The organism is Saccharopolyspora erythraea NRRL 2338 (assembly GCF_000062885.1).
Taxonomy (GTDB): Bacteria; Actinomycetota; Actinomycetes; order Mycobacteriales; family Pseudonocardiaceae; genus Saccharopolyspora_D; species Saccharopolyspora_D erythraea.
The window spans coordinates 1,263,610-1,286,434 of sequence record NC_009142.1 but is presented as its reverse complement, the minus strand read 5'-3'; the positions used below and the strand labels follow the sequence as shown (position 1 = coordinate 1,286,434).

Here is a 22,825-nt window from a genome sequence, read left to right as displayed (position 1 = left end):
GGCGCTGGGAGCGCATCCTCGGACCGTGGACGCGCGGCTGCCGGAGGTCAGCTTCCCCGCGCGGCTGGCCGAACCCGGCGAGGGGATCGGCATGGACGAGTTGGCGCTCGCGGCGCGCAACCACGGCATGCCGCTGGAAGCCCTGCGCTACGACGTCACGCCGACCGGCCTGCACTACCTGCTGACCCACTACGACATCCCGGTCGTCGATCCGGACCGCTGGCGGCTGGCCGTCGGCGGCGTGGTGACGCGGTCGCTGGAACTGGACCTGGCCGGTCTGCGTTCGCGGCCCGCCCGGACCGTGCGGGTGACCATGGAGTGCGCGGGCAACGGCCGCGCCCGCCTGCTGCCCCGGCCGGTCAGCCAGCCGTGGCTGGTCGAGGCCGTGGGCACCGCCGAGTGGACCGGAGTCCCGTTGCGCGAGGTCCTGACCGAGGCGGGCGTCGGCCCGGCCGCGGTGGAGGTCGTGTTCACCGGCGCGGACCACGGCGTCGAACGCGGCGCGGAGCAGGATTACCAGCGGTCGCTGCCGCTGGCCGAGGCGTTCGGCGCGGACGTCCTGCTCGCCTACGAGATGAACGGCGCTCCCCTGCCGCCCCAGCACGGCAGCCCCGTTCGGCTCGTGGTCCCCGGCTGGTACGGCATGGCCCACGTCAAGTGGCTTCGCGAGATCACCGTCGCCGACCAGCCGTTCACCGGCTTCCAGAACGCGGTCGCCTACCGCTTGCGCCGCGAACCCGGCGAGCAGGGCGAGCCGGTCACCCTGATCGAGCCCAGGGCGCTGCTCGTCCCGCCGGGCTTTCCCGACTTCATGTCCCGGACGCGGGTGGTGCGGCAGGGAGCCGTCGGCCTCACCGGCCGCGCCTGGTCCGGCAGGGCCCCCGTCGAGCGCGTCGAGATCAGCACCGACGACGGCCACACGTGGACCGACGCCGACCTCGGACCGCACCCGCACCCGTGGGCGTGGCGGCCATGGACGGCGAGCTGGCGCGCCACACCCGGCAGGCACGTCCTGGTCGCCCGCGCGACCGACGCGACCGGCCGGACCCAGCCTGCCGACCAGACGTGGAACGCAGGCGGGTTCGCCAACAACGCGGTCCAGCGAGTCCCGGTGCTCTGCGACGGTTGATCCGGACGCCCTGCGCCGCCAGGCCTGGAAACCGGCGCTGACGGGCGCGGGTGGCCTGGCCGCGGTCACCGCACCTCCACTGATCCGGCAAGAAGCGGACGGAGCCGGCGCGAGGGCGGTCGAACGTCGCCACGACACCCGGATCAGTCCACAGTGGATGATCACGCGCGCGGTATTCTACTCCTGTTCGGGCCGTTCGCGTCGACCGAAAAGCCTTTCGCCGCACGGTATTGCGCCGGCTCTCGCCGTTGTTCTAAAGTCGCCCGCATCGAGATCCTTGGTACTACCATTGATCCCCCGCACGGGGGTTGCGCTCGGTTTTCCAATTTCGGCGCCGAGGTTCCGCCCGACCGGTACGAGAGCGCTCTCCACCCGGGCGACGACCCCGACCGCACGCGGTGGTGGTCGCCTCGCCCGTCCACGTTCGGAGCGACTGCGAGGCAGCATTGAGCATTCTCGGCACCAGGGTCGAACGCCGCGAGGACCCGCGCCTGCTCACCTCCGGCGGCGTCTACGTCGACGACCTCCGGGAACCGGCGCTGGAAGGCGCCGCCCACGTGACCTTCGTGCGCAGTCCCATGGCGCACGCCAGGATCGAGGCGATCGACGTCGCCGACGCCGCGGCGATGCCCGGCGTGCTCGGCGTCTTCACCGGCGCGGACCTCGACGTCGACCCGGTGGCCCCTGGCCCCGGCCTCGGCGGGCAGCCCCTCCCGTCCGCGATGGCACGTCCGCACCTGGCGCGCGATGTCGTGCGCTACGTCGGCGAGCCCGTGGCGGCAGTGGTGACCGAGACCCGCGCGCAGGGCGTGGACGCCGCCGAACTGGTCTCGGTCGACTACGAGCCGCTGGACGCGGTCGTCGACGTCGACGACGCGCTGCGGGACGAGGTGCTGCTGTTCCCCGAGGCGGGCACCAACACCGCCGCCCGGTCCGGCGAGCGCGACGAGTCGCTGTTCGACGGCTGCGAGGTCGTCGTCACGCGGCGGATCGAGAACCAGCGGCTGGCCGCCGCGCCGCTGGAGACCCGCGCCGCGGCGTGCGCGTGGGGCGACGACGGCAGGCTCACGATGTGGCTGTCGAACCAGAACGCCCAGGCGTGCCGCGACGCCGTCCAGGCGCAACTCGGGCTCGACGAGGGCCAGGTCCGCGTCATCACCCCCGACGTCGGCGGCGGTTTCGGCGCCAAGATCGGCATCGACCCCGACGCCGTGCTGCTGGGCTGGCTGTCCCGGCGGGCCGGCAGACCGCTGCGGTGGTCGGAGAGCCGCAGCGAGAACATGGTGGCGATGACCCACGGCCGCGGGCAGCGCCAGATCGTGACCATCGGCGGCGACCGCGAGGGCAGGATCCTGGCCTACCGGCTCGACCTGGTGCAGGACCTCGGCGCGTACCCGCTGATGTCGGCTTTCCTGCCGACCTTCACCGGCCTGATGGCCGGCGGCCCCTACGACATCGCCAAGGTCGAGACGACCGCCCGCTGCGTGGTCACCAACACGATGTCCACCGCCGCCTACCGGGGCGCCGGCCGGCCGGAGGCGACCGCGGCGATCGAGCGCGCCGTGGACCTGTTCGCCGCCGAGGTCGGGCTGGACCCGGCCGAGGTGCGGCGCCGCAACGCGGTGCGAGCCGAGCAGTTCCCGTACCGGACGGCGACCGGGCTGGTCTACGACAGCGGCGAGTACGTCCGCGCGATCGACGCGGTGCTCGACGCCGCGGACTACCGCGCGCTCCGGGAGGAGCAGGCCCGTCGGCGCGCGGAGGGCGCGATCCGCCAGCTCGGGCTCGGCATCTCCCTGTACGTCGAGATCACCGCGCCGAACAACACCGAGGGCGAGCACGGGCGCGTCGAGGTGCTGCCCGACGGCAGCGCCCTGGTGCTCACCGGCAGCTCCGCGCACGGCCAGGGCCACGCCACCTCGTTCGCGATGCTGGTGGCCGACCAGCTCGGCATCGACATCGACCGCGTCCAGGTGGTCCACGGCGACACCGACCGGGTGCCCGCGGGAGCCGGGACGATGGGTTCGCGGTCGCTCCAGCTCGGCGGGTCGGCGGTGCAGCGCGCCGCGGTGGACGTGCGGGACAAGGGACGGGCGCTGGCCGCCGAGCTGATCGAGATCGACGAGCGGGACGTGGAGCTGGTCGACGGCGACTGGCGGGTGCGCGGCGCCGCGTCGGTCGGGATCTCGTGGGCCGAGCTGGCCGAGCGCGCGAGTGACCGCGGTGGGCTGGCAGCCGACGTGCACTTCGTCTCCGACAGCCCGACCTTCCCGTTCGGGGTGCACCTGGCCGTCGTCGAGGTCGACACCGAGACCGGCGCGGTCGAGCACGTCCGCCACGTCACCGTCGACGACGCCGGTCCGGTGCTCAACCCGGTCCTGGCCGAGGGCCAGCGCCACGGCGGGATCGCGCAGGGCGCGGCGCAGGCGCTGCTGGAGCACATGTCCTACGACGCCGACGGCAACCCGCAGACGGCGAACTTCGCCGACTACGCCATCATCACCGCTTCCGAGCTGCCCCGGTTCGAACTGCTGCGCATGGAGACGCCGACTACGCTGAACCCGTTGGGAGTCAAGGGAATCGGTGAGGCGGGGACGATCGGTGCGACGCCGGCGGTGCACAACGCGGTCGTCGACGCGCTGTCCCACCTCGGCGTCAGCCACATCGACATGCCCACCACGCCCGAGCGGGTGTGGGCGGCGATCAACGAGGCATGAACCCCGGCGCACCCGGCGCCGGGCCGCCCGCGCCGAACGCGGACGGGCCGCCACAGGACGATCTTGCATAGGAGTGCCCGGTGCACGTCACGATCAACGTCAACGGCGAGGAGCACGGCGATGAGGTCGAGGACCGCACGCTGCTCGTCCACTACATCCGGGACACCCGCGGGCTCACCGGCACCAACGTCGGCTGCGACACGACCTCCTGCGGGGCGTGCACCGTGCTGCTCGACGGCGAGTCGGTGAAGTCCTGCACGGTGCTGGCCGCGCAGGCCGACGGCCACTCGGTCACCACGATCGAGGGCCTGGCCGACGGCGAGTCCATGCACCCGGTGCAGCGCGCCTTCCAGGAGAAGCACGGGCTGCAGTGCGGGTTCTGCACACCGGGAATGGTGATGGCGTCGGTGTCCCTGCTGCGCGAGAACCCGAACCCGACCGACGCCGAGGTGCGCAGCGGGCTCGAGGGCAACATCTGCCGCTGCACCGGTTACCACAACATCGTGGAGTCGGTGCTCGCCGCGGCGGAGCGGACCACGGAGGCTGCCGAATGATCCCCGCCGCGTTCACCTACCGGCGGGCCGGCTCCGTCGACGACGCGCTCGCCCTGCTCGCCGAGCACGGCGAGGACGCCAAGCTGCTGGCGGGCGGCCACTCGCTGCTGCCGCTGATGAAGCTGCGGCTGGCGGTGCCCGAGGTCGTGGTCGACCTCGGCGGCCTGCCGGACCTCTCCTACGTCGAGGACCGGGGCGACACCGTCGCCATCGGCGCCATGACCCGCCACCACGACCTCGCGACCTCGGAGCTGCTCGGCCGGGAGGTGCCGCTGCTGGCGCACGCGGCGGGCACGATCGGCGATCCGCAGGTCCGCCACCGGGGCACGATCGGCGGTTCGCTGGTGCACGGCGATCCCGCGTCGGACCTCCCGGCTGTCGCGCTCGCGCTGGACGCGGTGCTGGTCGTGCGCGGTCCGGCGGGCTCGCGGGAGGTGCCCGCCACCGAGTTCTTCAAGGACTTCTTCGAGACCGCCGTCGAGCCCGGTGAGCTGCTGACCGAGATCCGCATCGCCAAGCGGGGCGGCCAGGGCTGGGACTTCCAGAAGTTCACCCGGCGGGCCATCGACTGGGCGATCGTCGGCGTCGCGGTGGCCGGTGACGCGGTTGCGCTGGTGAACATGGGTCCGAAGCCGATGCGGGCGAGCGCGGTGGAGGCCGCGCTGGCCGCGGGCGCGTCGCCGGCCGAGGCCGCCGAGCACGCGGCCGAGGGCACCTCGCCGCCGGACGAGCACAACGCCGGCGCCGCCTACCGGCAGCATCTGGCGAAGGTGCTCGTGAGGCGTGCGCTGGAGAACGCCCGGACGCGCTGAGACCGTTTCGGAGCCGAGGTCCGAATGCGGGCCTCGGCTCGGAAAGCAGTGCTGTGCAGCGGGAAAAGTCCGTTCGGCGCAATGACATGCGCACCGCGCCCGGTAGCATGTCGGATGTTCTGCCGGTTCGCTCCTGAAGGTGGCGAGTGCGATGAGCGTCGAACGGGTTGCCGCGTGCCACGCGTTGTGAACAGCCCCTGCCGTCCACGCGGGCTGACTGCTCCTGCTCGGCGCGGCGGCGGCCTTGCTCATCGGTTTCACCGCGTTCTCGGTGAAGGTCTTCCTCGGTCTCGCTGAGCTGCTCCTCGACCACCTCCGGACGGACGGTTCGCGGGGCACACGCCGGACGGAGCCGAAGCGTTCCGCCGCCGTGGTGCACAACAACGTCGCCGACGCGGGCGGGGGCATCGTCGTACAGGCCGGGGAGATCCACGGTGACGTGCACTTCCACGAAACCCTGTCGAGATAACGCACCGTGCGGTGGGCGGCGACGCAGCCCCGCCCACCGCGGCGTTCGCGCCACCCGACGGCTACACCACCCCGCCACCGCCGATAGATTGCCGGGATGCGACCGGTCGAGATCGACGACGAGTTCGTGACCTGCCCGCACGCGGCGTACGCGCGGCTGCGCGAGCAGGGTCCCGTGCACCGGGCGGTGGCACCGGACGGCTCGCGCGTCTGGCTGGTCACCCGCTACGACGACGTCCGCGCCGCGCTGGCCGACTCGCGGCTGTCGCTGGACAAGGCGCACGCCACCGACGGCTACCGCGGCCTGTCGCTGCCGCCCGCCCTGGACGCGAACCTGCTCAACATGGACGCGCCCGAGCACACCCGGCTGCGCCGGACCGTCACCAGGGCGTTCACCGCGCACCGCACCGAACTGCTGCGGCCCCGCGTCCAGGAGATCGCCGACGAACTGCTCGCCGCCGTCGCGGGCCAGGAGCGGGCGGAGCTGATGTCGGCCTTCGCGGGTCCGCTGCCGATCACCGTGATCTGCGAGTTGCTGGGCGTCGACGCGCGGGACCGGCCGGACTTCCGGGCGTGGACCGACGAGATGCTCGCGCCGTCCACACCCGACCGCGCCCGCGATTCGCTGCGCTCCCTGTACGCGTTCCTGGTCGACCTGATCGCGCGCAAACGCGCCGAACCCGGTGCGGACATGCCGAGCACACTGGTCGGGCTGCGGGACGAAGACGGCAGCCTGACCGAGGACGAGCTGACCTCCACGGCCTTCCTGGTGCTGTTCGCCGGCTACGAGAACACCGTGAACCTGATCGGCAACGGGCTCGCCGCCCTGCTGGCCCGCCCGGCGCAGCTCGCTGCCGTCCGGTCCGACCGCGGCCTACTTCCGTCCACAGTGGAGGAGCTGTTGCGGTTCGACCCTCCGCCGCAGCTTTCCATCCGCCGGTTTCCAAAGGAGGATCTGGAGATCGGCGGGGTGCGGATTCCGGCGGGCGACACCGTGCTGCTCTCCCTGGTCTCCGCGCACCACGATCCGGCCCGCTTCACCTCGCCCGGCGAACTGATACCCGACCGCGCCGACAACGCGCACCTGGCGTTCGGCCACGGACCGCACTTCTGCATCGGCGCCCCGCTGGCCCGGATGGAGGCCGAGGTCGCCTTCAGCACCGTCCTCACCCGCTTCCCCGCACTCTCGCTGGCAGTGGACCCCGCGGAACTCCGGTGGCGGCCGTCGTTCCGCAACCGCGGCCTGCGGGAACTGCCGGTGCGGTTGTCCTGACCGCTACGCGGTCCGCAGCCCGCGCAGCACGGTCAGCGAGAGCACCGCGAGCACGGCGACGACCACCGCGCACAGGCCCGCGACCGTCGTCAGGCCGGTCGTGAAGGCCTGCTGCGCCGCACCGAGCAGTTCGCCGGCGGTGTCCCCGGGAAGCCCTTCGACCGCGGCCACCGCACCCGGCAGCGTCTCGCGGGCGGCATCGGCCGCCTCCGGTGGCACGCCGCGGGGAATCGAGTCCGCCACGCTGCGCTGGTAGACGGCCGCTCCGACGCTGCCGAAGGCCGCCACGCCGAAGGCGATCCCGAACTCGCCGCTGGTCTCGGCGACCGAGGACGCCGCGCCCGCCCTCTCCGGAGGCGCCGACCCGACGACCAGGTCGATGCCGAGCGCACCGATGGGGGCGGTCCCGAGGAATCCGATGGTCGTCGCGGCCACCAGCAGCGCCGGTCCCCCGCTGTGGTCGGCCACGGCCAGCAGGAGGAAACCGGGCACCGACAGCAGGAGCCCGCCTCCGATCACCACGCCCGGGCGGAACCTCCGTGCGAGCAGCGGCGACAGCACCGAGCCGATGCCCAGCGCGACCGCGGGCGGCGCCATCCAGATCCCCGCCGCGAGCGGGGAAAGTCCCTCGACCATCTGCAGGTACTGGCCGACGAGCAGGTAGACACCGCCCTGCAGGCACATCGCGAAGAGCAGGATCACCAGCGCCGCGCTGAACGAGCGGTTGGCGAAAAGCCGCAGGTCGAGCAGCGGATCGGCGAGAGTGCGCTGCCGCCGCACGAACAGCGCGCCGAAGCCCCCGCCGGCCGCCGCGACGAGCAACGCCGTCCAGCTCGCTCCGTTCGCGGCGATCGCCTTGAGGCCGTAGATGACCGGCAGGATCGCGGCGAGCGAGAGCGCCACGCTGACCAGGTCGAGCCTGCCTCGCCCGTTCCCGCGCGACTGCGGCAGCAGCAGCGGCCCGGTCGCCAGGAGCAGCAGCATGACCGGAACGCCCATCAGGAACACCGCTCCCCACCAGAACCGCTGGAGCACGAACCCGCCGACCACCGGGCCGAACACCGCACCGCCCATGAAACAGCTCATGAAGACGCCGATCGCCAGCGCGCGCTGCCGCCGGTCGGTGAACATCTCGGTGATCAGCGCCAGCGTCGAGGGCATCAGCGTCGCACCGGCGACGCCCAGCAGCGCCCTGGCCGCGATGAGGGCCTCGGCGCTGGGCGCGTAGGCCGCCAGCACCGACACGACGCCGAACGCGGCGGCGCCGGACATCAGCAGCCTGCGCCTGCCGACGCGGTCGCCGAGCGTGCCCATGGTGACCAGGAAACCGGCGATCATGAACCCGTAGCTGTCCATGATCCAGAGCTGCTGGCCGCCCGTCGGGGCCAGGTCCTCGCTGAGGTGCGGCAACGCCAGGAACAGCACGCTGTTGTCCACCGCGAGCAGCAGGGTGGGCAGGGCGAGCACGGCGAGGCCGGCCCATTCGCGGTAACCGGCGCGTTCACCGGTGGCGAGCGGTCGGTCGGTGACCATCGGGGTCCTCTCGGTCGGGCAGCACCGGAGCAGGGCGAGATCGCGTCGCCGCGGGCTCGTCCGCGGAATTCCGGCGTCGTGGTCGCACGATTCTGAAACTTCGAGTTGACTCCAGGTCAATGACCTGCGACCAGTCATTTCAGATCCGCGAATACTTCTACTTCGCTCCAGATGCCCGGTATCCGAACCGAACAGGTAGCGGAGGACCGACCGCGCGACGAGAGGACGGGCGACCGCAGGGCGTTCGAGCGGTCCGCGCCACAACCCCTGGTTAGTTCGCCACACGAAAGCCATCATCAATGGACCGACCAAACCGAGGAAGGTCCATGTCCGGTACCGCCAGCTCCCCCGCCACCTCCCCCAGCGACATGTCCGCCGCCGCACGACCGCCGATGGTGCTGTGCGCGGCCTCCTTCGTCAGCACCTTCGACCGCTTCGCGGTCACCCCGATGCTGCTGCTCATCGCCTTGGACCTGCGGGCACCGCTGGCCGCCACCGTGGCCGCCGCGAGCGGCTACTTCCTCGCCTACGGCCTGTCCCAGGCCGCGTGGGGTGTGCTGTCGGACCGCTACGGCCGAGTCCGCATCATGCGGGCCACCCTGCTGGGAGCCGCTGCCGCCGGGCTGGTCTCGGCGGTCGTGCCCTCGCTGGGCGCGCTCGTGGCCGCACGCGTGGTCGCGGGCGCCTGCTTCGGCGCGGTGGTCCCGACCGCGCTGACCTACGTGGGCGACACCGTGCCCGTGGCGCGGCGGCAGCGCGCGCTGTCCGAGCTCATGGGGCTCATGGCCCTCGGCACCGCGCTGGCGACCGCGGTGGGCGGGGTCCTGGCCGACCTCCTGCACTGGCGTGCGGTGTTCGCCGCACCCGCCGTGCTCGCCCTCGCCTGTTCCTTCGCGCTGCGCGGCCTGCCCGAACCCGAGCGCGCGGCCGTCGGCGGGATGCGGCAGCACTTCGCCGCGGTGTTGCGGAACCGCTGGGCGCTGCTTGTCTTCGGGCTGGCGCTCGTCGAGGGCGGGGCACTGCTGGGCACGATGACGTTCCTGGCCTCCGCACTGCAGAGCGGCGGTGTCGAAGCCTCCGTCGCCGGAATCGCGACCGGGGCCTACGGCGTCGGCGTGTGGCTGTTCTCGTTGCTGCTGCGCAAAGCCTTCAGCGGGCGTCCGGTTTGGCTGCTGATCACGATCGGCGGCGCCCAGATGTGCGCGGGCTACGCGCTGGTGAGCCTGCGCGTCGACGTCGTCACCGTGGTCGTCACGACGTTGCTGCTGGGCGGCGGCTGGTCGTTCATGCACTCGTCGTTGCAGACGTGGGCGACGTCGGTGGCACCGTCGGCACGGGGCACGGCCGTCTCGTTCTTCGCCGCCGCCCTGTTCTGCGGCAGCGCCGTCGCGTCGGCCCTCGGCGGGTTCCTCGTCGAACGGGGTCGGTACGCGCTGCTGTTCGCGGCGACGACGGCGCTGGCGGTGGCGCTGACCGCGGTGGCGGCCCTGGCCCGCCGCCGCTACGAAGCCGGGCAGCGGTGAACGGAGAGGGCCATCCCCGCGGAGGGAAGCGGGGATGGCCCGGTGCGGGTCGCCTCCGTGCTTCCGCTTCGGATCCGCGCCCCGGACGCCACCGTGTGTGGGGGTCGGTACGGCGGCGACTTCGGGAGGGCGCGGCCCCGCGGCGGAAAGGCACCCGCCCGGATGCGGCGTCCCCGAATCCGCCCGCACCCGGTCATGTCGGGCGTCTCAGCCCGAGGCCAGCTCCGCCGCGGCATCGGCGAGCACGCCTGCGTCCACCGTCCTGCCGTGGTTGCGCCCGCGTTCGCGCAGGACAACGGCGAGGCGCTCCAGGATCCCGGCGAGCTCGTGGCACTGGTGCGGACCGTACTGCCCGGACGGGATGGCGTAGGCGGCGTCGTCGAGCGCCCACTGCGCCCCGCGCAGCGCCACCGCCAGGGCGCGGTCGTCGTTCCTCATCGCTGCCCCCGCTCTCACGTCGTCTCGGCGCCCGGCGGCGCCGGGATTCCGCCCGCGGCGGACACGTCCGCCCCGATGTCCACAATGCACTGCCGGATGGGACCGGAGATCGATCGCGGATATCGCCGTACCAGCGGGGAATCGGATTGGTTCGACATGTCGAGCTCCCGGGGTCGGCGATCGGTTTCCCAGGACCCTAGGAAGCCGCCGTCGAACGAGTCCAGGTTCGATTTGCACAACGGTGGCGCGAATCGGTTTCAGGATGCTGCGTCGGTCCAGCCGCGCTGCCGGATCCGCAAGGCGAACAGGAGGTCGTAGCGGGCCGAAGGACCGTTCAGCAGCGAGCGTCCCAGCGCCTCCTCTATGCGCAGCAGGCGTTTGCGCGCACCCGGCACCGAGACGCCCAGGGCGGCGGCCGTGCCGTCCAGCCTGGCGTTGTTGACCAGCCACGTTCGCAGCGTGTCCAGGAACAGGCGGGGGTCCTTGTCGAGGATCGGCGCGAGCACCGCGGCCGCCCACTGCCGCACCGGGTCCGTGTCGAGGACGCTGTCGAGATCGGGAACCGCGCCGCGCACGGCGGCAGTCCTTCGTGGACGGTCGAGCAACCGGACGGCCAGGTGCAGCACCGCCTGGGTTTCAAGTTCCGTCAAGTCGCAGGACAACGTCCGTTCAATCCGGCGCAACCGGGTCGCAACCGTGTTGCGGTGCACCTTCAGCTGCGCGGCCGCGCGGCCGTAGAAGCTGAGCCACGAGTGCAGCGTCGCGAGCAGTTCACCGGAGTCGGGGTCCTGGCCGCGTTCGGAGGTGGAGTCCAGCAGCGGCGCGAGAACCGCGCGCGCCCACACCACGCCCTCGACGCCGAGCAGCGCGTCGAGCTCCGCACGCGGGCTGAACAACGCGAAGCGCGTCGGGTTGCTCCTGGCGACGGCCAGCGCGTGGAACGCCTGCCGGTAGCCGGCGGCGGTGTCGCGAAGCGGCACCACCTCGCCCGCACCGATGCACAGCGCGCCGTCGGCGATCTCGTGCAGCTCGTCGTCCAGCGACTCCAGCGTCCCGGCGTCCGAGGCGGAGGCCAGCACGATGATCTGGTCGTGGTACGCCGGGCACGGGATGATCCACGCCCGGTCCCCGCACACCAGCGAACAGCGGCGGGCGGCCTCCGCGCGGTCGCCGCCCGCGCACTCGATGAGGTAGACGCGCAGCACGTCTGGGAGCCGCTGCCCCAACGCGCCCGCGGCGCGGCGCGCGCCGTCGAGCTGGCCGACCATGAGCATGTGCAGGATCGCCTCGCGGTTGAGCGACTCCGCCCGCTCCAGCTCGGCTCGGCGGCGGTCGGCCTCGTCGGCCCGCCACCGCAGCCGCAGCAGGCGCACCACGTCGGCGATCAGCGCGTTCGCGTCGTCGGGGAAGGCCCCGCGCCGGGCCACCACGAGCACCGGGCCGAGCTGCTCGGCGTCGACGGCGAGCACCCGCACCGAATGCGTTCCGGCGTCGTGCGCCGCGGCGTGGAAGCGCTGCGACAGCACCGACGCGATGGTGTCGGCCGCCTCCGCCAGCAGATCCTGTTCCCGCGCCGTTTCCGGCTCCGGTCCCTCCGGGTACGAGGCGACCAGCTCGCCGAACCGGTTCAGCAGCAGCGCCCGCACGCCGAGCCGCTCGGCGAGCCAGCGCAGCAGCATCCGCGTCCCGTCCGGCCGGGTGGCCTCGCGCAGCAGCATCCGCAAGTCGCGCTGATCGAACTGCACATCGGCCATGGCACCGCCCATCGTGATCCGCTGCGGAACCCCAACCGCGCTGGTCGTGACCGGCGGTGAGCAATCGTAGCTTCGATTGATCACTCTACCGAGAACCGACGCCTCGATCGTCGGAAAGTTCGCTCCGACCTGCACACGGACAGCAGTTGGTCAGCGGTGAGCGGCGCTCAGCGCCTTTCGGAACCGCCGCGCAAGGCGAGTTCGAAGACGGCCTCTCAGGGGCGCTTGGCGTAGGTCGGGCTGAACTCCACCGGCAGGTCGACCAGACCGCGGATCGTGGTGGACTGCCGCCACCTCAGGGCCTCGGGCTCCACCGCCAGGCGCAGATCCGGCAACCGGTCCAGCAGCACCTCGATGGTCGACTTCGCGATCACCTCGGCCAGCTCCGGCGCGGGGAACGGGCAACCGTGCTCCCCGTGCCCGAACGCCATGTGCGCGTGGTTGCCCGCCATGTGCGCGTTGGTGCCGTCCGGCCACACCTGCGGGTCGGAGTTGGCGGCGTTGTAGCCCAGCAGCAGCAGGTCGCCCTTGCGGATGGCGCGGCCGCCGAGCTGGGTGTCGCGCGCCGCCCAGCGCCCCAGGAGGTTGGACACCGGGCTGTCCTCCCACAGCACCTCGTTCAGCGCGTCGCCCACGCTGCGCCGGCCGCCGGAGAGGGTCAGCGCGAAGCGCTCGTCGGTCAGCAGCAGCCGCAGTGTGTTGCCGATCCAGCTCGCGGTCGGCTGGTGCGCGGCGGTCAGCAGGATGACCAGGTCGATGGCGCACTCGTCGTCGTCGGCGGTCGACGGGTGCCCCAGCAGCCGCGTCGGCAGGTCGTTGCCCGGCCGTTCGCGCTTGACCGCGAGCAGAGCGCGCATCCGGTCCACGACCCGGTTGTGGGCGGCCCCGGCACCTTCGGCGGCGTCGATCGTGGTCGACAGGTCGCCGATCAGGTTCCGCGTCTGCTCCTCGGTCATGCCGAACATGGTGGTGACCACCAGCAGCGGGATCCGGTCGGTGTACTCGGCGATCAGGTCGGCGCGCCCGCTGCCCGCGAAAGAGTCGATCAGCCGGTCGGCGATGCGCGCGCAGTGGTCCCACAGCTCGAACTGGTCCACCGCCGCCAGCGCGTCGCTGATCGCGCCGGCCCGGCGCCGGTGCTCCTCGCCCTCGGAGACCAGCACCGAGTGGTCGATGCCCAGCCAAGGCCACAGCGGGTGGCCCTCGGGGACGTCGTCCCAGTGGTTCCAGCGCCGCGAGTTGCGCGCGAACAGCTCGGAGTCGGTGGTGACCTGGTGCACCTCGCGGTAGCCGAGCACCAGCCACGCGGGCAGGTCGCCCTCCAGCAGGATCGGCGCCACCGGACCGTGCTCGCGGCGCATCTCCCGGTACAGCTCCTTGGGATCGCGCTGCAGGATCGGCCCGTACATGCGCACGGCGTGCTCCTGCGGCGCGGCGGGCACCTCCTGCACGGGGCAGTCCGACGGCGCGTCGGCCGCGGGCCACTCGACTTCGGACGCACCGGTCATGACCTGATCTCCCTGGCCATCGACATCGCGTACAGGTGCTTGACGAGGGTCAGCAGCACCGACTTGCAGGACTCCCGGTCCCGGGCGTCGCAGTCCACCAGCGGCACACCCGGGCTGAGGTCGAGGGCGTGCCGGATCTCCTCCAGCGAGTGGTCCGGGGGCCCGAAGTTGTTCCTGGCCACCACGAACGGCGTGCCGTGCTGCTCGAGCCGGTCGATGGCGTACCAGGAGTCGGCCAGCCTGCGGGTGTCGACCAGCACCACCGCGCCCAGCGTCCCGGAGAACAGCTGGTCCCAGAGGAACCAGAAGCGCTCCTGGCCGGGTGCGCCGAACAGGTACAGCACCAGCTCGGCGTTCAGGCTGATCCGCCCGAAGTCGAAGGCCACCGTCGTGGTGGTCTTGCCCTGCACGTCGGCGTCGATGCCCAGTCCCGCCTGGGTCATCGTCTCCTCGGTGCTCAGCGGCCGGATCTCGCTCACCGAGCGGACCATGGTGGTCTTGCCGACCCCGTAGCCGCCGACGATGACGATCTTGAGGGCGTCGGCGGCGGTGCTGTGCAGCGGGGTGCGCTCGCCACCGGTCGCACCGGTGGCGCCCGGCACCATCCGGTCAAAGTCGTTCGAGTCCAACGAGCACCTGCTTAAGCGTTTCGGGGTCGGGCAGATCCGCCTTGGCGGTGGCGGAGGACGGGTGGCGGGCGGTGACCCGGCCGGTGTCGAGCAGATCGCACAGCAGGATCTTCACCACGCTCACCGGCAGCCCCAGCTCCGAGGAGACCTCCACGACCGCCGTCGGCCTGCGGCACAGGCGCAGGATGCGCGCGTGCTCGGACTGCATGCCCGGAGCGGGATCGCACTCGCTGACGATCAGCGTGACCAGGTCGAGGGAGCTCTCCCCGGAGTCGCTGCGCCCGCCGGTGACGATGTAGAGCCGGTCCGGGTCCTCGTTCTCCAGCTCTCGCCTGCTCATATCGGACGCACACCTCCGGATGGGCGCGGTGCCGCGGTCAGGTACTCGCTGAGCTGCTCGACCAGCTCGTTCATGTTGTGGCCGACGTTGCCGACCTCGGCGTCCTCGTCGGCCAGCACCGCCAGGTGCGCGCCGACCCCGGCCTCGACGATGAAAAGCAGGCCGCCGTGGAACTCGGTCATGGACTGCCGCACGCCGCCGGTGCCGTCGCCGAACTCGACCGAAGCGCCGTAGGAAAGGCTCTGGATGCCCGAGGAGATGGCGGCGAGCTGGTCGGCCTGGTCCATCGTCAGCCCGCTGGAGTAGCAGAGCTTGAGCCCGTCCCTGGACAGCACGAGCGCGTGCCGGGCCCCCGGCGTTCGCTTCAGCAGGTTCTCCAGCAACCAGTCGAGGTCGCGTTCAGTGGTGTTCATCTCGCTGTTCCGGGGCGTCGCGGCGGCGGTCCGCCCCTGCCTCCAATCCTTCGGTCCGGTCCGTGCCTGTACCTGCTGCGACGGCGCTCATCGGGCGTCGTCTTCCTGGCCGTCGTCGATGAGCCTGCCGGTGCGGGCCTTGCGGAACGCGGTGAAGCGGGCCCCCGCGTCCGGCCGCGCCTTCGGGGACGCCGAGGCGGGCGGCCGGGGAGCCGCCGACAGGGTCTGGCCCCGGCGGCGCTGCGGCAGCGCCGACTGCTGCCCGTCGCCCTGCGGGACCGCCGCACCGATGCGCACGGGCTCGGTCACCGGCTGCGAGCGGACGGGAGCCGGCGCGGGCTCCGGCTCGCTCCTGGGCTGGGTGAGCAGCTCGCGCGGGATGAGCACGACGACGCCGGTGCCACCGCGCGCCGACGGCCGGAACGACACCTTCAACCCGTACTTGCGGGCCAGGCTGCCGACGACGGCCAGGCCGAGCCGGGTGCCCGACAGCGTGCTGAGGTCCGGCGACTCGGCGGAGACCGCGCGCTGCGCCCGCTCCAGCGCGGCGGGCTTCATCACCAGGCCGCCGTCCTCGATGGTCACCGCGATGCCGACCTGGCCGTCCTCGACGTAGACGTGGACCTTCTCCGACGGCGGCGAGAAGCTGGTGGCGTTGTCCATCAGCTCGGCCAGCGCGTGCATGACGCCTTCGGCGGCGTAGCCCGCGATGGCGGCGTTGCTGGTGGAGTGCAGCTGCACCCGCTGGTAGTCGCGGATGCGGCCGACCGCCCCGCGCAGGATGCTCTCCATGACGATCGGCTTGGTCCAGCGGCGGCCGGACCGGGAACCGGTCAGCACCGCGATGCTGTCGGCGAGCCTGCCCGCCTGGGCGATGCTGTGGTCGATCTTGAGCAGGTCGCCGAGGACCTTCTCGTCGTGCCGGTGCTGCATCTCGCGCAGGTCGGCGAGCATGCTGGTGGTCAGGGCCTGGACCCGGCCCGCGGCGTTGGCGCAGGCGCCCATGGTCGCCGCGCGCATCCGCTCCGCGCCGCCGACCTCGGCCGCGGCGGTGCGCAGGATCCGCGCCTGGTGCTCGTGGGCGGGCAGCTCGATCTCGGCAAGCGCCGTGTCGGGCGATGCGCCACTGCGCAGCCGCCCCACCAGCTCGGGCAGCTTGCGGTCGGCGAGCTCGGCGACCTCGCTCTCCAGTTCGTCGACGCGCTCCTGCGTGCGGCGGTTGCGCAGCGACCAGTAGGTCGCCATGGCCATCGACACCGCGAGCAGCGCAGCCGCGATTCCCCCGTACAAACCCGCCGGCAGCCGGATCGATGCCGGGGCCAGGATGGTCGTCACCGTGCACGCCCCACCGGCGACCAGGGCGGTGGCGAGCAGGACGAGCAAGGCACGTCCTATCGGTGAAGGCGCGGCCCGGTCGCGAACAGAGGTGCTTGTCGACATCGATCAGGACCTTTGCGGAAGGGTGCGGTGGCTCGAGGACGGTGATCCTATTACGGCCACCGGGGGAATTCGTAGGTTTCGGCTTGCTTTCGTCCCTGTTTACCGGAGATGGCGGCGGGACTGCACCGCCAAGCCGGTCCGACTCGTCCCGCCGGCGGCGGCTACCAGGGCGAACAGCCTCGCGGCACGGGACGGTGGATCGTCGATCGACGAGGCCGGCGAACACCGTCCTCGCACGCCAAGCCACGGATTTCGCACTGCGGAAACTCCACAGTGGAATGTATACCTACGCCGATCAGGTGATCCGCGGTCACGCTACGACATCCGCATGACGGCCGCCGTCGCGTCGTCGTGGCGCTTGCCCCGCTCCCGCTCGATGGTGTTCTCGGCCTTGCGGACGCGGCTGATCAGCTCGCCGGGCCCTTCGCGTTCGAGCAGGCCCAGCAGCCCGGTCCAGTCGGTCAGCCCGAAGCGCTCGACGTAGCGGGACGCGCCGTCGGTGAGCACGGCGCCGATCCGCACGTCCGCGGCCGGGACGCTGCCCCGCACCGCCTGGTAGGCGGCCTCGGGGGCGGTGCTGGCGGCCCAGAAGCCGCCGGGCTGGTTGCGGCTGTCGCGCACCGCCGCCGGGGAGCGGCTGGGCAACCGGTCCAGGCGGTCGTCGACGATCGCGCGGACCTCGCCGCCGACCTCCAGCAGCACCGGGCTGTCGGCGAGCACCAGATACTCCAGGTCGTCGCCGCGCAGCCGCACCGCCGAAACCGTCGACGACGGGCTCGACGGGTTGCCGAGGTCGCAGGTGCCGCCGTGGGCGTCGCAGGTCATCCCGATCGCACCGGCGAGCGCGTCGGCCAGCGACTCGCTCTGCAGCGCCAGGCTTTTCGCCAGCCCGGCGGCGAGGTGGCGCACCAGCCACCGCACGTCGTGGACGCAACCGCTGTCGACCCCGGCGGGCGCGGTGGCGCCGTCGAGCACCAACACCCAGGACGGCCCCGCCACGACGAAGTCCTCGTTGCCCTCGCCGGGCCCCCGGTCCGGCGCCGGCTCGATCGCGTAAGTGACGTCCATGCGGTTGGCTCCCCGTCCTGCCGTCGACTGCCGCGGGTCACGGACCCCACCCGGCACTATGCCCGCTCCCGCCCACCCGGGCCGCCCGGTCCCGGAAACAGACAATGGGTACCCGCTGTCCAGGTCGGCTGCCAGCGCGAAATGCGTCCGGGTCCGGAAACGCTGCCTCCCCCAGCGCCAGCCGTTGCCGTTGACGCTGCCGCCCACGGCACCTCCGACGCCACCCCTGCCCGTGAGCTTCGAGCGATTCCGGGCGTGTTCATGGCAAGGTTCCTCATTCGCTCTGATGTCTTTCCGACTGTGCCGCAGGAGCCTTCCGACCGCGGAATCTCCCGGTTGATAGTGGTGCAGTCCCGTGCCTTGAAGCAGTCAGTGCTGGGCAGTCTTTGCCAACCGGGTTTCGCCGAAGGTCCGTCGGTAGGCGCCCGGCGTGGTGCCGAATTGCGCCCGGAAACGGCGGCGCAGGTTGACCGCCGAGGCGAGCCCGACCCGGGTGGCGATGGCTTCCACCGGAAGGTTGGTCTGTTCCAGCAGTACACGTGCCGCGTCGAGGCGCTGGCAGAGCAGCCACTCCCCTGGGCTGGTGCCGAGCTGTTCGGTGAACCGCCGGGCGAGGGTCCGGCTCGACAGCCCGGCGCGTTCGGCCAGCCGGCCGACGGTCAGCCGGGCGTCGAGCCGGGAGACGGCCCACTCCAGCAGCGGCGCCAGCGACTCGTCCGCCCTGGCCGGGGCGGGCCGTGCGGCGTACTGGAGTTGGCTGCCCTCCCGGTGTGGTGGCAGCACCATGTTCCGGGCGACCTGGGCGGCGTACGCCGCGCCGTGGTCGCAACGCACGACGTGCAGGCACAGGTCGATGCCCGCACCGGTGCCCGCGCTGGTCGCCACGTCGCCGTGGTCCACGTAGAGCACGTCGGGGTCCACCTGCACCTCGGGGAAGGTGGCGGCGAGTTCGGCGGTGTTGCGCCAATGGGTGGTGGCGCGGCGGCCGTCGAGCAGTCCGGCCTCAGCGAGGACGAACGCCCCCGTGCAGATGGCGAGAACCCTCGCCCCGCGCTGGTGGGCGGCCCGCAGCGCCTCGGTGATGGTCGGCGGCGCCGGTGCGCCGGCCGGCTGCCAGCCGGGGACGACCACGGTGTCTGCCTCCTGCAGGGCCTCCAGCCCCGCGTCGACGAGCATCGTGTAGCCAACGGTGGTCAGCAGAGGACCTGGACGCTCGGCGCAGATCCGGAAGTCGTAGTGGACGGGCATGTCCTGCCGGACGGTGCCGAAGACCTCGGCGGCACAGGCCAGTTCGAAGGGCGACTGGGGCGGGTCGAGCAGGGCCACCACCCGATGACGACTCATGGCAGGATCGTACTCATTGATGTCTTTTTGGACTCTCGGCCTGGCGGCGGACTCCGCGCACAGTGGCCCTATGCGTGAAACCACTGGAACGGGCGTGCTGAGGACCGCAGTCCAGGTCGACGGCGAAAACGCCAGCTACCTGACCGCAGGGCAGGACGGCCCGGCCGTGTTGCTGCTGCACGGCACATATTGGAGCCGGGTGTGGCTTCCCGTGATGGGCCGCCTCGCGGATGCGGGGCTGCGGCCCCTTGCGGTCGATCTCCCCGGCCTGGGGCGCTCGGAGGGCGAACTCACCCCGGAAACGGCCACGGTCCCGGCCCTTGCCGACTGGGTGGCGCGATTCGCGTCGGCGCTGAAGATCTCCGGGCCGATCGCCGTGGCAGGCCATGACATCGGCGGCGCCATCGCCCAGCACCTCCTCGCCCAGGATCGGCTGGAGGTGTCCCGGCTGGCCTTGGTCAACTCGGTCACCTACGACTCCTGGCCCGCGCCCCATGTGGCCCGGTTCCGCGACCCGGTGATCGCCGCTGCGACCACCGCCGATGAACTTCTCGCCGCCCGCCGGCAGGCCGTGACATCGGCGCTTGCCGGTGCCGCCACCGAGCAACTGATCGCCGACTATCTGGACCCGTGGACCGATCCGCGGGTACGCCGCTCCTGGCTGGCAATGGCGGGCGCGGCCGAAAGCCGCTACACCCTTGATCTGGTTCCCGCGCTGAAGCGGTCCACGACGCCGAAGTTGCTGATCTGGGGAGAGGACGACGGCTTCGAGACGGTGGAGTACGCCGAGAAGTTCGCCTCGGAGATCCCGCGAACCACGCTCATACGAATCCCGGAAGCGGACCACATCCCAACGGAGAACGCCCCGTGCCGGATCGCCCGCGCCCTCGTCGATTTCTTCACGACATAACGGCCTTGGTGCAAAGAAAGCCGCGGCGCACGTTGACGTTGCCGAGAACGTTGCGTGGTCGCTCGCGAGAAATGCGCCATAGCGCACAGAGCCGCAGTCACTCTAGTTGTCACGCACAAAAGCAGCGGGGCCGATGCTCTCGCGAACATCGGCCCCGCTATCTTTCGAGTGGAGCTGACGGGATTCGAACCCGTGACCCCTTGACTGCCAGTACGTTGAACATCCCGTGAGCTGGGAAAACCGTGCCCCCAGGCATTCGCTGACGCAGCCCCGACGTGCGCGTTTCGCACCCGTCGCCAATGTCGTGGTCCACGGATGGTCCACAAGTCCACGGTGGCGACAGATGGCTGTAACAGTGGTTAGTCGAGGGCGTGGCTTAGCTCATGAACGATCGCTCCCTAGGCAGAACCCGCGGGTGGGGCCAAGCGGTCGTCTGTGGCGATCTGAGAGGGCCTTGAGAACACCTCTGCGAACAAGCCTCCCTGGCTAGTTCCGCATGCTGCCCCGCACTCGCGCTCGCACGTACGTCGCCCTCATGGGACGCGGGCAGCATAGGAGCGAGGCGTGTCGCATGTCCGCGACCGACGCCAAGGTCCGAAACCGAAGTGGAGATTCGACTATCCCGGAGCACCCCGCAGTACAGGCCAAAGTGAACCAACGACGCGAGCGCGATTAAAAACGGCCCTCGCCGAGATCGACGAGGACCGTTTTCGCAGCTCTTCGAGGTGGCCAGGGGCGGGGTCGAACCGCCGACCTTCCGCTTTTCAGTTCTCGGATCGATTGGTTCACAGCCGTGCAAGGATTCACTTTTCGCAGGTCAGATGGGACAGCTGGAACAGTGGGGGGCAGTCCGCACGGGGGGCGAACTGAGCCCCAGGCGGCCCCCGTTCCCGGCAGCCCTACAGCTGCGGCCCACCCGAAACACCCGGCAGTGCTCGACAGTGCATCTACGGCGACGTCAGGCCCCTTGAGGGCGATTCTCCGAAGCCTGGAAACCACAGGTACGACCAAGCGGCACGTACGGTTCCGTGTCTCGCAGAGGCGGAATCACCAACGAAGAGCCGTATCTCAAATGGCTCGCGCTTCAGTAAGGTGATCCGCGTGGACGAGAATGTGCTGGGCGACGTGGCAGCGTGGGTCGCAGTAGTAGTTGCACTCGCAGCCGCGGGTATCGCTTCCTATCAGGCACGAATCGCGAGCAGGCAAGCCAGGTCGGCTAGCGAGCAAGCAGTTGCAGCAATGAACCAGGCAGCCGATGCCAAACGGCAAGCCGATGCGGCCGAGAAGCAGGTCAGCTTAATGGAGGGTCAGCTAGCATCCGCAGAGGCCGACCGAAACGAGATCCGGATTGCCAAACATCGCGAATCACTATCTGACATCTTGTTCAAGTCGAGAGAGATTCTCATCAACCTAAAAAGACTATTTCTTTTGGCAGCCGACCATAATTTAAGCTACTCCGCGACACGCAAACAGGTGTCCGAACTTATAGAGGCGGTCGTAACCAAAAGATCCGAATTTGACCACATCCTACTGAGTGCAGGAATGCATTCACCGAAGGACGCGCCGCCTCCGGTGCACAAACTCCACAACATAATGGCAGCCATTTCTCACTTTGCGACCGGTTTGCTTGATGACATCACCAAGGGCGAGGTGATAGATAGGGAAAAGAAGGAGGAATTGCTAAACAAAATATGGGGCACTGCGACCGAAGTCGAGGCGGACATAACCTATTACCTGTCCCTCTTGGCAGGATCAGGCGAGAGCACGAAGTCGGTTGACAACTGACCCAGGACACGCATTGAAGTGGAAGCCACCGTCAGGTGCCGGATCGACGATTTCCAGCTTCCCACGGGCGGCCGACGCCTTGCCCACGGACCGTGCCCGCCGGACCGTGGGCGACGACTTCAGGGCCGCCAATCCACTCCTGCTCCAGCCTTGACCAGGTCAGGGGAGCAGCAGGAAACCTTGACGGCGCCTCCCCGCTGGCGGGACGGCGATGGGTAACGCGTCCAACGCTTGCGCCTATGTAGCAGTGAACCTACCACCTAATGGAAGGCACTTCTTAATGGACGAAGGAATAGCTGCCGCTATCACCAACATCATCGCTGGGGCCGCGTTGGGAGTAGGCAGCCTGAGCTGGTGGGCGTCTCGGAAGTCGGCAAACGCAGCAGAGCGATCCGCAGCATCCGCCGAACGCGCCCTTCCTGTTGCAGAGCAAGCCGCCCAGGCGGCCGAGAAATCCGCGGCTGCCGCGCTCCGGACCGTTGAACTAACAGAAGACACGAGTCATCGCAATGCGGCACCAAAGTGGTCTCTTTCAGTTGAGACAACTGAAGAAACATTCGTCATCAAAGCAGTATACAAAGAGGGGCCGCCCGGCGTAATCGTCGATTTCCGGTACCGAGGTGAGATATTCAAGCCAGCAACGGAGACGAGTCAGGACGGCGCGCCCGTATATGAGGTTTCACTATACGAATACAACCGAGCCAGGAACGAGCCACTCGAAATTCCAGTCAAACTCCCAGAAGGTTGGCAACAGATTGCCCGGATGGAACTTCGCGTCGTTCTGCTGTCACGTCTTCCTGACAGTGATCCCGGTGAAGCACACAATCCTTGGGTCGATCAGCAATACATCGAGCGGGACCGGGAAAGCGTGATCATCTGGTAGACGACGGGGCTGTGCGCTTGCGGCGCGGTCATGAGTCGAACATGACGCCTGTCGACGAGTGCGCCAAGTACCGACACTCGCGTTCAGGGCGTCTACGGCGATCTCAGCGCGCTCTGAGATCCGCTTTCCTGCGCCCACCGGCTGTAGGCGCCTTAGGCCCAGGGCAGAGCCTGACGGGCCGTGGTCGACGACGTGAGGACAGCCAATCCCCCCACTGCTCCAGCCTTGACCAGGCCGAGGGGACAGCGGTGACATTCCGACGCTCTAGACCTAGAAGGAGCCCCCTCTAGGTCTAGAGGGGGCG

20 protein-coding genes are annotated in these 22,825 nt (G+C 70.5%); 10 read left to right on the top strand and 10 right to left on the bottom strand.

The features are described 5' to 3' along the window. Positions 1-25 precede the first annotated feature (25 nt). The 6 genes from SACE_RS05675 (at position 26) to SACE_RS05650 (ending at position 6,953) form a co-directional block, all read left to right on the top strand. On the top strand, positions 26-1,129 hold the full coding sequence (locus tag SACE_RS05675; RefSeq protein ID WP_009949516.1) for a sulfite oxidase: 1,104 nt from the start codon (positions 26-28) through the stop codon (positions 1,127-1,129). 446 nt (positions 1,130-1,575) lie between these two features. Next, complete coding sequence (locus tag SACE_RS05670) at positions 1,576-3,846, top strand: xanthine dehydrogenase family protein molybdopterin-binding subunit (protein WP_011873266.1); 2,271 nt, start codon at positions 1,576-1,578, stop codon at positions 3,844-3,846. A gap of 80 nt (positions 3,847-3,926) precedes the next feature. Then, positions 3,927-4,400 (top strand): (2Fe-2S)-binding protein, encoded by a 474-nt coding sequence (locus SACE_RS05665; protein WP_009949519.1) that lies wholly within the window; start codon positions 3,927-3,929, stop codon positions 4,398-4,400. Then, positions 4,397-5,212 carry an FAD binding domain-containing protein gene (locus SACE_RS05660; protein ID WP_009949520.1) on the top strand — a complete coding sequence of 272 codons (816 nt, stop codon included), beginning with the start codon at positions 4,397-4,399 and terminating at the stop codon, positions 5,210-5,212. The genes SACE_RS05665 and SACE_RS05660 overlap by 4 nt, the downstream gene beginning before the upstream one ends. A 244-nt stretch (positions 5,213-5,456) precedes the next feature. Further along, positions 5,457-5,681, top strand: coding sequence for a hypothetical protein (locus tag SACE_RS05655; RefSeq protein ID WP_009949521.1), 225 nt, complete (start codon positions 5,457-5,459; stop codon positions 5,679-5,681). Positions 5,682-5,777: 96 nt separating this feature from the next. Continuing rightward, a complete protein-coding gene (locus SACE_RS05650; protein WP_009949522.1) occupies positions 5,778-6,953 on the top strand; it encodes a cytochrome P450 family protein in 1,176 nt (391 codons plus the stop codon). Between the two features lie 3 nt (positions 6,954-6,956). Here the strand turns inward: SACE_RS05650 and SACE_RS05645 are convergent, their stop codons facing one another. After that, the gene (locus SACE_RS05645; protein WP_009949523.1) at positions 6,957-8,486 is read right to left on the bottom strand and encodes an MFS transporter; all 1,530 of its coding nucleotides are present in this window, start codon (positions 8,484-8,486) and stop codon (positions 6,957-6,959) included. A gap of 326 nt (positions 8,487-8,812) precedes the next feature. Between SACE_RS05645 and SACE_RS05640 the strand changes: the two genes are divergently transcribed. Continuing rightward, positions 8,813-10,009: an MFS transporter gene (locus SACE_RS05640; protein WP_009949524.1), complete on the top strand. Its 1,197-nt coding sequence runs from the start codon at positions 8,813-8,815 to the stop codon at positions 10,007-10,009. A gap of 207 nt (positions 10,010-10,216) precedes the next feature. On the opposite strand, the gene SACE_RS05635 is transcribed toward SACE_RS05640, so the two are convergent. From SACE_RS05635 to SACE_RS05595, 9 genes are all read right to left on the bottom strand, one after another. Beyond that, entirely contained in the window at positions 10,217-10,447 is a 231-nt protein-coding gene (locus SACE_RS05635; protein ID WP_009949526.1) for a hypothetical protein, read from the bottom strand. Positions 10,448-10,704: 257 nt separating this feature from the next. Further along, positions 10,705-12,201, bottom strand: a complete 1,497-nt coding sequence (locus SACE_RS05630; protein ID WP_231849930.1) for a PucR family transcriptional regulator — start codon at positions 12,199-12,201, stop codon at positions 10,705-10,707. Between the two features lie 215 nt (positions 12,202-12,416). Next, the gene (locus SACE_RS05625) at positions 12,417-13,709 is read right to left on the bottom strand and encodes a cytochrome P450 (protein WP_009949530.1); all 1,293 of its coding nucleotides are present in this window, start codon (positions 13,707-13,709) and stop codon (positions 12,417-12,419) included. Beyond that, on the bottom strand, positions 13,706-14,314 hold the full coding sequence (locus SACE_RS05620; RefSeq protein ID WP_009949531.1) for a GTP-binding protein: 609 nt from the start codon (positions 14,312-14,314) through the stop codon (positions 13,706-13,708). The genes SACE_RS05625 and SACE_RS05620 overlap by 4 nt, the downstream gene beginning before the upstream one ends. A 4-nt stretch (positions 14,315-14,318) precedes the next feature. Further along, positions 14,319-14,678, bottom strand: a complete 360-nt coding sequence (locus SACE_RS05615; protein ID WP_009949532.1) for a DUF742 domain-containing protein — start codon at positions 14,676-14,678, stop codon at positions 14,319-14,321. Continuing rightward, the gene (locus tag SACE_RS05610) at positions 14,675-15,091 is read right to left on the bottom strand and encodes a roadblock/LC7 domain-containing protein (protein WP_009949533.1); all 417 of its coding nucleotides are present in this window, start codon (positions 15,089-15,091) and stop codon (positions 14,675-14,677) included. The genes SACE_RS05615 and SACE_RS05610 overlap by 4 nt, the downstream gene beginning before the upstream one ends. Before the next feature lie 87 nt (positions 15,092-15,178). After that, positions 15,179-16,474, bottom strand: coding sequence for an ATP-binding protein (locus SACE_RS05605; protein WP_009949534.1), 1,296 nt, complete (start codon positions 16,472-16,474; stop codon positions 15,179-15,181). Positions 16,475-16,846: 372 nt separating this feature from the next. Continuing rightward, positions 16,847-17,599, bottom strand: coding sequence for a protein phosphatase 2C domain-containing protein (locus SACE_RS05600; protein WP_009949535.1), 753 nt, complete (start codon positions 17,597-17,599; stop codon positions 16,847-16,849). Positions 17,600-17,968: 369 nt separating this feature from the next. Next, positions 17,969-18,943 carry a helix-turn-helix domain-containing protein gene (locus tag SACE_RS05595; protein ID WP_011873264.1) on the bottom strand — a complete coding sequence of 325 codons (975 nt, stop codon included), beginning with the start codon at positions 18,941-18,943 and terminating at the stop codon, positions 17,969-17,971. Positions 18,944-19,013: 70 nt separating this feature from the next. On the opposite strand from SACE_RS05595, the gene SACE_RS05590 reads away from it, so the two are divergent. From SACE_RS05590 to SACE_RS37420, 3 genes are all read left to right on the top strand, one after another. After that, on the top strand, positions 19,014-19,853 hold the full coding sequence (locus SACE_RS05590) for an alpha/beta fold hydrolase (protein ID WP_029621958.1): 840 nt from the start codon (positions 19,014-19,016) through the stop codon (positions 19,851-19,853). A gap of 1,101 nt (positions 19,854-20,954) precedes the next feature. After that, entirely contained in the window at positions 20,955-21,638 is a 684-nt protein-coding gene (locus SACE_RS37425; protein ID WP_143538078.1) for a hypothetical protein, read from the top strand. A gap of 280 nt (positions 21,639-21,918) precedes the next feature. Then, on the top strand, positions 21,919-22,521 hold the full coding sequence (locus SACE_RS37420; RefSeq protein WP_143538077.1) for a hypothetical protein: 603 nt from the start codon (positions 21,919-21,921) through the stop codon (positions 22,519-22,521). Positions 22,522-22,825: the final 304 nt, after the last annotated feature.